Here is a 12,683-nt window from a genome sequence, read left to right as displayed (position 1 = left end):
CCAATTGTGCAGGGTGGACCTACTGGCTCTCCGATTTCCGAAGATGTGTTTATGCCTGTTCACCTGAGCTATGCCCTGGAAAAGGAAGTAGACACTATCGTTAACGGTGTAATGACCACAGTTCGCGGGAAAGCACCTATTCCAAAGAGCCCGTATGAAGTTCTTGCCGCAAAGACCGAAACAAGACTCATTAAAAATGCTTGCGCCATGGCTGGTAGGCCTGGCATGGCTGTCTAGGGCCCAGAGACCTCCCTGTCCGCTCAGGGAAACATTTCCGCTGACTGTGCCGGCGGAATGGTTTCCACGGACAGCCACGAGGTCTCGCAACTCTGTGAACTAAAGATCGACCTGGATGCAATCGCAGTTATCGCCCACTACAAAGGGAACAGCGACATTATTATGGACGAACAGATGCCGATTTTCGGAGGATATGCAGGCGGAATTGAGGAAACCGCAATAGTCGACATTGCAACCCATATCAATTCTATTGTTATGAGCAGCGCAAGCTGGCACCTGGATGGACCTGTTCATATCCGCTGGGGTTCAACCAACACCAGGGAAACCCTGAAGATTGCAGGCTGGACATGTGCAACAATTTCCGAATTTACAGATATACTGTCAGGTAACCAGTACTACCCATGTGCAGGCCCCTGTACTGAGATGTGCCTGCTTGAAGCGTCTGCTCAGTCCATAACTGATACGGCTTCAGGTAGAGAGATTCTTTCAGGTGTAGCATCCGCAAAGGGTGTGGTTACCGACAAGACCACAGGTATGGAAGCCAGAATGATGGGAGAAGTGGCAAGGGCAACTGCAGGTGTGGAAATCTCAGAAGTAAATGAGATCCTTGACAAGCTTGTAGCTCTCTATGAAAAGAATTATGCAAGCGCACCTGCAGGAAAGACTTTCCAGGAATGTTACGACGTAAAGACAGTAACCCCAACTGACGAATACATGCAGGTCTATGACGGAGCAAGGAAAAAGCTCGAAGAGCTAGGACTTGTATTTTAAAATAAAAGTTCAAAGCCTGAGGTTTTTATACTGAAGGAACCCAAAACCAGTGAGTTCTCTCGCTGGTTAATTTTTTAAGAGAGTTCGAACGAAATAAATATAAAGAGATATTACTGATTGTATAGATTTTTAAAATATAATGGAGAAATATAATAATATAGTATAACGGGGGATACTTTTTTAAAATGGATATCTGGACTTTAATAAATTGACTCATATATCTCCTGGATTTCGGATTGGTGGATTGGATCTTACTGGATGCCAGTAAAGTTTCAAAAAGAAGAAGCTGATATGGTATGTCTGAATATGAGTCTGCCGAGTTAGTGGGAACTCTGCAACCTTTCAATTACTGAAAAAGAAAGAGTAATTTAATAGAATGCCTGCTTGAAAAATAAGCTCAAGCAGACAATTTTTTAAATTTAGGCAGAATAGTATCTTTTTCAAGTGTACGTCAGAATTCCTTCTGCCATGTGAGCATGACCTCCCTGAAAAGAGGGAGCTATTCAGGGAGTAATGGAGGGATTTATTTGTGGATTTATTTGTGGATTTTTCGAAAAGGCCCGATCTGACTTCTGTAAAGGAAGTATAAGCTCTGAACCATCATCAGGAAGTATAGCACATCACTCTGGATGTCCTGAACCCAGGTCCATACTTCTTTTAAAAAGTGTAATGGAGCCCCTTAACTCCTTAGAAGCCTGAGCTTCTGGCCTATTTACAATAAAAAATAAAAGCTAATTGTATATATAATTTGCTATGTTAAGTTCAATTAAATCGTTAAAACATAAATAGTTTTTTATTTTTTAGTAACTTTGGAGAGAAACATATATATAGTTTAAAAAAAGGAGAGAGAAGTGGAAATGCAAAACATAATCAGGATCCATAAAATTAAAGAGGGTCGATCTCTCACAGACATACAAGAAATGAAAAGAGGCAGTAAAAGAAGACAGAAAGAAAAGACCTCTAAAAATTAAGAAAGTGAAGAGATCAGTTTCTCAAGCTGGATTCTCTCATTGGCAGCATCCTTCAGACGGGCATCAGCTTCGGAAATTTTCACAACAATGCGAGCAATGTCTGTATCCGTTTCCCCCGAATCTGAGAGAGCTTCAGAAAGCCCTTCAAGAATCTCAACCCCTAAAAGCCCTTTTTCAACTATCATCTCATCTAGAAGATGCCTTCCTCTGGAAAAATCTCCAGCAAGAGCCGAAGAAAGCAAATTATCAATATTTTCATCCCTGCCTAGAGTAGCTTCATACACCATCTCTTCAGTAATGACCGAACCATGTGCAATCAAGGAAGAAAGCTGTAGAGTCTGCACCGCCTTTGCAACATTTCCCTTCGCAGAATAAAGGATTGCATCAAATGCGCCTTCCGAAAGCTGCAACTTTTCAGCACAGCCGATTTTCTCAAGATGGGCTCTCAGAACTGAGTCCGGAACATATGTGAAAAAAATTTGAAGGCCTCTTGAACGGAGTGGAGCAATAAGTTTGGAAGGTTTGGTAGTGGAAAGAATAAACCTGCATGTTGCACTGTACTTTTCCATAATTCGCCTTAGAGCATGCTGTGCGTCAGAATTCAAGGACTCGGCATTGTCGATGTAGATTAACTTGTAATCAGCATCAAGAGATGCAGTTCCAGCATACTCATTGATAATTTCCTTGAAAATATCGATTACACTCTTATAGATTTTCTTTGGGTCATCGGTGCCCAGAAAACGCACGAAACGCTTGTCTCGGACTAGATAGCGCTTTCCCTGGTCAAAAAAATCCGAAGCATTGAAGTATGTAAAATTGTTTTTCCAGGTACGCCCATAAAGCTGCCTGGCAAGAGCGAGAGATGCTGTCGTTTTTCCGGAATTATCAGGACCGTAAAAAATAAGGTGGGGAAGAGTCCCGGACTGGGCAAGTTCGGAAAGCGTGGCTAAAGCATGCTCGTTTCCAAGCATTTCCTTCAGGGTACCTGCCCTGTATTTCAAAGTCCAGAGATCCTGCATACATTCCACCTTAATTTCTCGCGTTTGAATACCCACATTAAGGAAACTTTATTTTTCGCTTTCCTTCAATGTTTAATCGACTGAACCTCTTTTTCTCGAATCAACTGAACCTTTACTATTTTTAGACTCCACTTCTCCTTTTGATTCAAGCAGCGCCTTGATCACCACACCATAAACAGGCCTTGCAACAGCCACACCAATGATTGTGCCAATAATAGTAGTAATGGCAAAACCTTTCAGAGTTCCAAAACCCATAAAGACCAGAGGAGCCAATGCAATAATATTTGTGGAAGCTGCCCCTAAAATGATTATGAAAGCTTTTCCTATCCTGGAAGAGAAGACTCTTGATGGAGGAAGTTTGCCTTCATAAAGCACTTCGTCTGTGATGATAATTAAGTGGTCAATTCCGGTACCAATAGAAGCGATAATAGCTGCAATTGACGGCAGGTCAAGCTGCCAGTTGATAATTGCTGCAACTCCAAGAATCATAATGACTTCACTGATAGAAGTCCCGACCATAGGTACCAGAATTTCAGGCCTTTTGTACCTGAAATAAACTACCGTAGCTACTGCAAACAGTGCAATCAGACCTGTGATTATAGCTTCAGATTTAAACTTCGATCCGAGACCTGCATCCACGTGCCCTGAACCTACAAGCACTACATTGACAGGAAGAGCCCCTGCCCTGAGGTGGACCTGAAGAGTCGTCGCTTCAGTTTTGGCAGCATCATCAGTACCTGTGGAAGCTTCCCAGGAATAGATAGGAGCGTCTCGCAGTTTTTCGGCTGCAGACTGACTCAAAGGAGCTCCATAGATCTTGACGCCATCAAGATACATGTTCAGGTAATGTTCATCTGGATTATCAATTGCCCCAGTTGAGAGTGCAATTTTCTGAAGTGCCCGAGCTCCTTCATCGTTCAGGGTGAAGGGAGTATGCCACTGCTCATCATGGTAGCTTGGAACTCCCACACTAGCTATAGATTCACCATAAAGCACATGTTCAGTTTCATTTCCAGTTGTCTGGATCCGAATTTCAAACTTTCCCGGCTTTTCGGCAATTTCCTTTGCAGTTGCCAGGTCAATGCCTGCAAAGTCAATCATGATGTATTCGTCTCCTACAGTCCTGACAGGAATATCTTTCAGACCAAAGGAGTTGAGCTTGTCACTAAGGATTTTCTTTGTGAGATCCCTTGTATCAGTGCTGACTCCTTCCTTATAAGTTGAACTTCCGTCATCGTTTTTATGGATAGAAGCTCCAACTTTTTCCAAAAGAGTCTCAAGCTGCTGCTCAGAGACCGCTGTCCTGATTTCATATACTACTCCGTTACTGGTACTGGTTGGAACTACCTCTGTATTAAGAGCTTTTGAGAGGTAAGACTCAATAAGGGATTCCTTACTGATAGAGGAAATAGTTACCTGAGTTTTGGTTGCGCTCAGTTTGTCCACGCTTACTGTACCCAGATAATCAAGCTGGGATGCGCTAACAGGGGCAGACGTTGTAAAAGTAACAGACTGATTTTCAGAACCACCAACCTGGAGATCATTATTTGTAATCTCAATAGGGGCACCAATTACAGGTTCAACTATTCCACTGACTAGCTTTCCGGGATCTGCATCTATTTGTGCAAGTGCTCCCTGTAGCTTTATCTGAAGCCAGGACCCACCTTCCAGGTCAAGTCCAAAATTCAGGTGAGAAGTTGTTCCTTCTCCAGGAGTATAGCCAGGGTGAATAGCTACGATAGAGATAAGAATTGCTAAGGTGAAAATAATGATTCTTGGATTTTTAAAAAGACTTGTTATTATGTCTCTCATCTGTCATACCTCCCTCTGAATTCGGGCTTCAGTGCATACCAGCGCAAAATTCCCGTATTCAAAAGCCAGGTATTCATGATATCTGCAATAAGTCCTGCAATCAACACACTCGAAATCTGCGAAAGCAAAGAAATCTGTGCGAATGAAGGAATGATCAGATAAAGGTAAGTCGAGACTATGTGCATGACCAAAAGCGCTACAAGAGCTGTACTGGTCATTGTAACTCCTGTTTCTATGGCTCGAGAAACTTTTTCTTGTACTGTGCCCCGACGTTTAAGCACTCTATTAGTAAGTAGAATGTCGCTGTCTACAGAATAACCAATGAGCATAAGCAGGGCGGCAAGTGTGCCCAAGGAAAGCTCAATCCCTGCAACTCGCATGAAAGCAGCGGCAATCATGATGTCCGAAAAGGCAGAGAGTATCACTGCAAAGGAAGGTACAAGAGTCCTAAAGAGCAGAAATACTATTATGGACATCCCTATAAAGGAGATTATAACGGCATGAGCAGCCTGTTTCTGCAGGTCTTGTCCATAGGTAGCACCTATCTGTTGGATCTGCACATTAGTGTATTTGTGACTCGCGATATCCTTCTCGAGCTGGACCAGTTGCTTATCTTCCATGACTCCGAAATCCATGATAACCCTGCTTCCGGCCTGTAGGGCATCGGTTATGGGGTAGGAAGAAAAAGTTTCTTTAAGCACAGAAGGAGAATCAGTTGTTTCTACCGAAATCTGTGTACCGCCCTGGAATTCCATTCCCAGTTTTACCGGCGACCCACTATTCACAAAGGAAAATAGCAGTATTATTAAAGAAACTGCTAGTATTGCAAGGGGTAATGCCAGCAACTGGCGATCATCGTGATTTTTCACGAAATTATCTAAAAGTTCGGTCAAACCTGTTGCCATAATTTAGTACTCCGGATGCGTGTATCTATTATTATATAAAACCTATCCGAACAGCTCATTACATCCAGATATATAATCCTGATGTATAATTCAGAACACGAAGTTTATAATCAGGTTTATTGAAAATCTCGAATTTACTCTGCCATTCGGGTTCAGGTAACGGGGGATAACGTTCTGGATGTTCTAATATTATAAATAAGTATATATTATAAACAAGTATATTAGAAACAAATTAGTGTTATAAATTAGTCAATTTGTTTTAACTCTTTATACTCACAGATTATATTAATTCTTCCTCTAGCTATTCGTCTCTATACATCGTTAATTTATTACACTTAAAATTAACTCTTAAAAATGATACAGGCTTTAACGTCACAGCTATATATACCAGTTACTGTTGATTAAAAATAATGACAGAAAGACCTTCCCTTGATGAATATTTCCTCGAAATCGCCTTCGTAGTAGGCAAACGGGCCACATGCCTTCGAAGGAACGTGGGGGCCGTGATCGTTCGGGATAAACGCATTCTCTCAACCGGATATAATGGAGCACCCAGCGGCATGGACCACTGCCTTGAAATTGGGTGTATCAGGGATCTTGAAGAGATTCCTTCAGGCACTCGGCAAGAAAAGTGTAGGGCGGTACATGCGGAACAGAATGCAATTATCCAGGCCGCAATACATGGGGTAAGCATAGCAGGAGCAACCATCTACTGCACACACCAGCCCTGTATTCTTTGCACGAAAATAATCATCAACTCGAACATTAAAAGAGTTGTATATGCAACTCTCTATCCTGACACCGATTCACTGGAATTTTTCAAGGATGCGGGTGTGGAAGTGGAACATATACCTTTTGAGCTGAAAAGCGAAACTTCAGAGGGGAATTGAACCTGCAGGATTAAAAATATACTGTGTCTACTCCTGCAGGCGAACCCATCTATAAAAAAATTAAAACAACTTAATTATTAAAGATTTCGTACATAAATAGATATAAAAACGCATTCTGAGGTATTTTATCCGAAAAAATCGAGGCAATAGAGAGTCTAACGCGACTAGATTCTATTGGAAGATCCGAATACCGCCCAAAAATTTGTCAGATGCCTAGATAGACGCTATATGGACTTATGTAAAAGGAATAAGAGGTGGAAAGATGTCTGAAGAATTAAAAGCCAGGGTATTAAGGATAGAAGCTTTGATTGAATACCAGGAAGGAGCCGTTGTAAGCAGAGAAATTATCCGTAAGGATACTGGGACTGTAACTATATTTGCCTTTGATAAAGGTGAGGGACTGAGCGAGCATACTGCCCCTTTTGACGCCATGATCCAGGTGATAGATGGAAAGACAGAAATCACAATTTCCGGAAATAAAAATATTCTGGAAAAGGGGGACATGATTATAATGCCTGCCAGCGAACCCCACTCCCTCCGTGCCCTGGAAAGGTTCAAGATGGTTCTAACTATGATCCGCTTTTAATACTAATGAGTTCTATTTCACGTTGCAGAAAATTGTTTTTCAGCCAGGCAAAGTCGGAACATAGAGTCAAACCATCCCGAGACTCTCAAGTTCTTTAAAATAGAAGTTCTGGCTATTTCTTAGCTCAATAACTGGGCTCTGAAGCTTTACCTTTTTATTCAACTCTACTTATTCAATTCTTTTTTTGAAGGCAACGAAGCCCCTTTTTAATAACGTCTAATTCTTCAGGACGATACATTTCCTTTATAAAGGTCTCCTCATCACAATAATGATCGAGCCCGCGAATTACAACTACTGGAGTTCCGCCTGCGCCTTCGCCCATCAGAAGGTTTGCGGCACCTGCAAGTTCATCGGCAACTGCTTCCTCTGTAATCTCAAGGACTTTTCCGAAGAGATCCTTTTCCCCAATCCAGCACTTTACAGGCTTTATCTTGTAAATTCCTATAGCGACACCGGTCTGTCCTATTTTAAAAGCTCTCCCGTTTGTATCCGTGACGATGACACTCAACTTTTTCCCGCTCAACTTTTCGAGCTCCTGCCCGAGCCTTGAAGCGCTGGCATCCGGATTTTCCGGAGGATAGAGCAAAAATCCGTCTTCAATATTTGATTCATCAACTCCTGCGTTTACGCAGGTATGCCCTGCAAGGGTTGTCACAAGCATAAATGGTTTTTCCACAAGCATCTCCCTGCTCCGGGAAAGTACAGCCTGGATAAACCTCGCATCTTTTCCGTTTCGGGCTGCCATCTCAAGTGCTATTTTCCCTGGAGTAATTTCCTCTAGCCTGAAGATCTCCCCTTCAGCTTTAGCAACGATGGTCGAGGCAACGATAACAATATCCCTGTCCTGAAGTTCTAGATTCTTACAGATGATCGAGGGCAGGTTGTCCCCAGTATGAATAAGGGGAATATTCTCAACGACTATGGCTTCGAATTTCAAGTGTTTTCCTCAAAGGCTTTAAAATTAGTAAGAGCAACTGGATTTTGCTCAGTTAGATACAGGAAATAACAGGAATGATCCGTTAAATTAACAAATTGCAGCAGTAAAGGCAGTAACCATAAATAAGACCACCGATATACTGAATCTTGCGGCGATGATGAGAGTTACCCCAACTGAGCAAAAGATGATGAGAACAATTTCCTGATGCCGCGCTTTTCACCTATTTTTTGATAGATCATGTTTCTTCATATTACTTATTTTTCTTTTCGCCATTTTTCGAAATTCGTTTTTAAGTTTACATTATTTTTCAGTTTACATTATATTTCAATTCACTATTTCTAAATTTACCTGTTTTCTCAATATATTAATCTTAAACTAACTTATTTCCTCAAGATACTTTATTTTTGGACTTACTTTATCCCGGTCCTATTTTATTTACCGATGACGCTTTTCTCCCGGGCAGAGTTAAGAGATATTAAGAGCTTTTATCTGCTTGCAAACCAAATCCCGTAGGGGTGTTAAACACGAGCCAGTATGACCTGAATGAAATTATAGAAAAAATAAAGGATAAAAGCCCTTTTGAGTTAAAGGACAACGAACGAAGCAGAACCTGGAGTTTAAGAGTTATCATAAGTAAGCTGTACTACTCCCTGGACTATAAGAACGAACCTCAAGCCACCAGGCAAAAAGTAACTCAACTTCTTCTTTATCACGGGCAGTTTAGTAAAGAAGAAATCGATAAGACTTTTCAAGCATCAGCAAAAGAAACTACTGAATATTCAATGGAATTTCTAAGACAGCACCCTGAAGTTGCACAGGCTGAAGCCCTGAACAGTAAAGAATTTCCTGAGGAAGTAGAAGGAGAAGAAGAGAGAATAAAGGAAATAAAATATATTTTTCCGCGCTACTGCTGAGTGTCACGATGCTTTCCAATTTATCAGTTAATAAAAGGGATATTTTTATAAGTATAGAAGAATATAAAGCGAAATTAATCCGCAAAAACCGATTCCAAGCTATATAAACTTCTTAACCAGTGAAGATACCCTTATATCTATTGATTGCTAACTTCTATGCTCCGGTTTAATTGATAATAATATATATCGAAATATAATATTTTAAATTTATTCAAATAGTCAAGATGATATGAGAAATTATGGAAGGTACTGGAGATACAAATAAGGAGACTCTCTTCAGTTATGAGAAAAATGAAGATGTGCGGTACTCTCGAGCGGCTCATGTAACAAAAGTCTCGATGGTTTTAAATTTTTTACTAACAGGTATCAAGTTTGCAGCTGGTATCCTGGGAACTAGTACGGCAATGGTTGCTGATGCTGCTCATTCACTATCCGATTTAATAACAGATATCGCGGTAATTGTGGGTTTAAGAGTCGCAAAAAAACCAAGAGACAGTACACATAATTACGGACACGGAAAAATTGAAACCTTAGCTGCAGCGTTTACAGGGCTTGTACTTGTTGCGGCTGCTTTTGGAATTTTCTGGGGCGGCTTTCAGAAGATTATTGCTTATTATAATGGGGAAGGGCTTCCAGAACCAAGCAAAATTACTCTTGTTGTAGCGATTATCTCAATCGTGTCAAAAGAGTGGCTGTACCGTTACACCATAATATGTGGCCGAGAAATTAAGAGTGATGCCGTGATTGCTAACGCCTGGGACCACCGTTCGGATGCCCTCTCCTCTCTAGGAACGATGATAGGGATAGGGGGCGCGATCTTTCTTGGAGGCCAGTGGGTAGTACTTGACCCATTAACTGCAATTGTCATAAGTCTCCTTATCTTTAAAGTGGCATTTGATATCTCTTACAAAAACCTCAATGAACTGCTGGAGGCTTCACTTGACTCAGAAACTTACAGAAATATTGAACGAGTCCTGCGTTCTACTGACGGTGTTTTAGGCTTTCATGAGCTAAAAACTAGAAAAATAGGAAACGCCGTGGCTGCAGATGTCCATATTGAGGTTGACAGGGATTTGAATATTGTGGACGCACATGAAATCTCAACGCAGATCGAAAACAGGCTAAAAGAGATCTGCGGCAGTAATGGCCACTTTTCAATTCACGTGGAACCGTGTTCTGATTCTAAGTATCATAATAAGGACATGCACGGAACAAATAATAGAACGAGATCATGAAAATTGAGAATAGGATTGAAAATCTCTTTGTACTGAGTCGGAAAATCAGCATGAAAAAATTCAAAAAAGACAGGCTGCAGTTTTCTTTCGCAGTCTGAAATTAAATTTAATGTAATCTTTTTGCTCCGAAAAGCTTACTCGATAGCTATTTTCTTTGACGGCTCTTCCAGTTGCATTTTCGGCAGCGTTATTGTAAGAACACCATTTTCCATTTTTGCAGTGCTTCCCTCTTCCTTAACGCTTGCAGGTAAGCGGACTGCCCTGTAAAATTGAGTATATGCTCTCTCCTTGCGAAGATATCCTTCTTCTTCAGTTTCTTTTTCCTTTCCGGTCTTTGCACTGATCTCAAGCATATCTTCTTTAAGGTTAATCTGAACATCCTCTTTATTAATACCGGGCAGGTCGGTAGTGACTACAAGCTTATCGTCTTCTTCCTTAATGTCGATAGCAGGAGTGTAGACCTTTCCTCCTCCCCATTCTTCCATTGGCATAAAGTCTTCAAACAACTGGTTGAGGCGCTCTTGCGTCCTTCTTATTTCTTCAAAAGGGTCCCAGCGTGCAGGTCCTGAAAATGATTTTCTCATAGGCCATCTCATACAAAAATCCCCCTAAGTTAAAATGATAACACAGATTTTATGTGCTATTCTGAATATATTGAGAAAGGATATATACGTTTTCCTGAGCAATTTCACAAAAACTTAGTACAAAAAAGAGCCACAATGATAAAAGAAAAATTTCAAGAAAAATTTCCGAAAATCTAGAACAGAGGATTTTCTGGAAATAAAGGATGCTGAACAAATAGGAACATAGAATGGAAAACGAGAGAAAGCAGTTATTTAGCCTTCACAAGTATTCCTATAAGATCCGAAGCTTTTACAAGGCCAAGAGAACCTTTTCTAGCCGATTCCTCATTGAAAGTCTCTGTTCCATCGGAATCCGTTTTGTCAGTCCTGTAGACTGCAAAAGGAATAGGATCTGGAACATGGGTTTTTAAGGAAATCGGGGTTGGATGATCAGGTAGTACGAGAATCGTAAAGGGCTCGTCTGAAGCCTCGGCATGTTTAAGAATAGGAGCTACAATTCGGCTATCGAAATCTTCGACAGCTTTTAACTTTTTATCAATACTCCCTTCATGTCCAGCTTCATCTGGAGCTTCCACATGGACAAAAACAAGATCCCTGGTTTTCAGGACCTCAATTGCAGCACTAGCTTTTCCTTCATAATTTGTATCCAGATAACCGGTTGCTCCAGGAACTTCAATTACATCCAATCCTGCATAAACTCCAATCCCTTTCAGAAGATCGACTGCCGAGATAACTGCTCCAGCTTTCCCATACAGTTCTCGAAACGGCGTAAACTTTGGAGCATATCCCTGGCCCCAGACCCAGATTGAATTTGCGGGATTCTTACCCTCTTCAATCCTTTTCAGATTAACTGGATGCAGTTCAAGAATAATCATAGATTTTTTGATCAGGTCGGAAAAGAAATCTCCCTCTTTTCCTCCGGGCAGATATTCCTCTATTTTCTTTTCGGTAATATCATGCGGGGGAGTGCACTCCGCTTCAGCCCCCAGATTATTTTTGGCGACCAGGAGGTGCCTGTAGCTGATTCCCGGATAAAAGCTCAGTTCTTCGGTACCGAGTTCCGTATCAAGAGTTTCGATAAGGATCTTAGCTTCTTCACTGCTGATGTGCCCTGCGCTGTAATCTTTTATTCTCCCTTGCTCAATAGTCACAAGATTGCATCTGAAAGCCACATCATCGGATGCAAGAGCAACACTCATACTGGCAGCCTCCAGAGGAGCCCTACCAGAGTAATACACTGCCGGATCGTACCCGAGAATAGACATATTTGCGACATCACTTCCAGCGGGAAGTCCATCAGGTATCGTTTTTGCAAGCCCTGTTTTTCCATGGGCTGCAATATAGTCCATAGCAGGGGTTCGGGCTGCCTGGAGAATGGTCTTTCCACCCAGTTCCTCTATTGGATAATCAGCCATTCCGTCTCCTATAAGTACAGCATATTTCATTGCTTCACCAGTCTCCAACTATCTTAGTCTTTCATCTCGGGAATAAAATATATTATTTTCTACCAGATCTCGATTACTGAGATCTATCGGGCATTTGCCAGTAGGTTTTTCTGTGATCCAAAGATTTTAATTTCTAATCCATTTTACACAAACGTTATAATATAGTATCCATATCCTATACAGAACAGATTCTCAGTATAAAACATGTTAAGTGGCAAAAGAGCCGATATATAGCTTTCTCTATAAAAAACCATATTATCGAAAGCAATCTGCAAACCTACAAGAATCCTGGAGAATTATTCACTTCAATCCGAATAATTAGTGAGGACAACTAAAATTATAATAAATAGTTTAAGTAAATGGTGTGAGAATAATCA

At 41.1% G+C, this 12,683-nt stretch carries 10 protein-coding genes and 1 pseudogene; 5 read left to right on the top strand and 6 right to left on the bottom strand.

Annotation, left to right across the window (positions count from 1 at the left end):
• Positions 1 to 1,008: pseudogene (locus tag BP621_RS00735) on the top strand (monomethylamine:corrinoid methyltransferase); the annotation flags it as partial.
• 967 nt (positions 1,009 to 1,975) lie between these two features.
• On the opposite strand, the gene BP621_RS00730 reads toward BP621_RS00735, so the two are convergent.
• From BP621_RS00730 to BP621_RS00720, 3 genes are all read right to left on the bottom strand, one after another.
• Positions 1,976 to 2,998, bottom strand: a complete 1,023-nt coding sequence (locus tag BP621_RS00730; RefSeq protein WP_292387260.1) for an AAA family ATPase — start codon at positions 2,996 to 2,998, stop codon at positions 1,976 to 1,978.
• A gap of 72 nt (positions 2,999 to 3,070) precedes the next feature.
• Entirely contained in the window at positions 3,071 to 4,810 is a 1,740-nt protein-coding gene (locus BP621_RS00725; RefSeq protein ID WP_292387257.1) for a preprotein translocase subunit SecD, read from the bottom strand.
• Positions 4,807 to 5,715 (bottom strand): protein translocase subunit SecF, encoded by a 909-nt coding sequence (locus tag BP621_RS00720; RefSeq protein ID WP_292387254.1) that lies wholly within the window; start codon positions 5,713 to 5,715, stop codon positions 4,807 to 4,809. The genes BP621_RS00725 and BP621_RS00720 overlap by 4 nt, the downstream gene beginning before the upstream one ends.
• Before the next feature lie 410 nt (positions 5,716 to 6,125).
• On the opposite strand from BP621_RS00720, the gene BP621_RS00715 reads away from it, so the two are divergent.
• Positions 6,126 to 6,605, top strand: a complete 480-nt coding sequence (locus BP621_RS00715) for a deoxycytidylate deaminase (protein WP_292387252.1) — start codon at positions 6,126 to 6,128, stop codon at positions 6,603 to 6,605.
• A gap of 262 nt (positions 6,606 to 6,867) precedes the next feature.
• Entirely contained in the window at positions 6,868 to 7,191 is a 324-nt protein-coding gene (locus BP621_RS00710; RefSeq protein ID WP_292387250.1) for a cupin domain-containing protein, read from the top strand.
• Between the two features lie 172 nt (positions 7,192 to 7,363).
• Here BP621_RS00710 and BP621_RS00705 read toward each other — a convergent pair whose 3' ends face one another.
• Positions 7,364 to 8,128 carry a coenzyme F420-0:L-glutamate ligase gene (locus BP621_RS00705; RefSeq protein ID WP_292387247.1) on the bottom strand — a complete coding sequence of 255 codons (765 nt, stop codon included), beginning with the start codon at positions 8,126 to 8,128 and terminating at the stop codon, positions 7,364 to 7,366.
• A gap of 515 nt (positions 8,129 to 8,643) precedes the next feature.
• On the opposite strand from BP621_RS00705, the gene BP621_RS00700 reads away from it, so the two are divergent.
• Positions 8,644 to 9,042, top strand: a complete 399-nt coding sequence (locus tag BP621_RS00700; RefSeq protein WP_292387245.1) for a hypothetical protein — start codon at positions 8,644 to 8,646, stop codon at positions 9,040 to 9,042.
• 239 nt (positions 9,043 to 9,281) lie between these two features.
• Positions 9,282 to 10,277, top strand: a complete 996-nt coding sequence (locus BP621_RS00695; protein ID WP_292387242.1) for a cation diffusion facilitator family transporter — start codon at positions 9,282 to 9,284, stop codon at positions 10,275 to 10,277.
• Between the two features lie 134 nt (positions 10,278 to 10,411).
• On the opposite strand, the gene BP621_RS00690 is transcribed toward BP621_RS00695, so the two are convergent.
• Positions 10,412 to 10,873: an Hsp20/alpha crystallin family protein gene (locus BP621_RS00690; protein WP_292387240.1), complete on the bottom strand. Its 462-nt coding sequence runs from the start codon at positions 10,871 to 10,873 to the stop codon at positions 10,412 to 10,414.
• A 236-nt stretch (positions 10,874 to 11,109) separates the two neighbouring features.
• Complete coding sequence (locus BP621_RS00685; RefSeq protein WP_292387237.1) at positions 11,110 to 12,306, bottom strand: cofactor-independent phosphoglycerate mutase; 1,197 nt, start codon at positions 12,304 to 12,306, stop codon at positions 11,110 to 11,112.
• Positions 12,307 to 12,683 lie beyond the last annotated feature (377 nt).

Source organism: Methanosarcina sp. UBA5, assembly GCF_002505485.1.
Taxonomy (GTDB): Archaea; Halobacteriota; Methanosarcinia; order Methanosarcinales; family Methanosarcinaceae; genus Methanosarcina.
Note: the sequence above shows the minus strand (reverse complement) of the source record. Positions and strands in the feature narration are given on the sequence as shown.

Coding starts and splice junctions, on each gene's coding strand:
- BP621_RS00730 (WP_292387260.1), bottom strand. CDS start 2,998: ATGCAGGATCTCTGGACTTTGAAATACAGGGCAGGTACCCTGAAGGAA.
- BP621_RS00725 (WP_292387257.1), bottom strand. CDS start 4,810: ATGAGAGACATAATAACAAGTCTTTTTAAAAATCCAAGAATCATTATT.
- BP621_RS00720 (WP_292387254.1), bottom strand. CDS start 5,715: ATGGCAACAGGTTTGACCGAACTTTTAGATAATTTCGTGAAAAATCAC.
- BP621_RS00715 (WP_292387252.1), top strand. CDS start 6,126: ATGACAGAAAGACCTTCCCTTGATGAATATTTCCTCGAAATCGCCTTC.
- BP621_RS00710 (WP_292387250.1), top strand. CDS start 6,868: ATGTCTGAAGAATTAAAAGCCAGGGTATTAAGGATAGAAGCTTTGATT.
- BP621_RS00695 (WP_292387242.1), top strand. CDS start 9,282: ATGGAAGGTACTGGAGATACAAATAAGGAGACTCTCTTCAGTTATGAG.
- BP621_RS00690 (WP_292387240.1), bottom strand. CDS start 10,873: ATGAGATGGCCTATGAGAAAATCATTTTCAGGACCTGCACGCTGGGAC.
- BP621_RS00685 (WP_292387237.1), bottom strand. CDS start 12,306: ATGAAATATGCTGTACTTATAGGAGACGGAATGGCTGATTATCCAATA.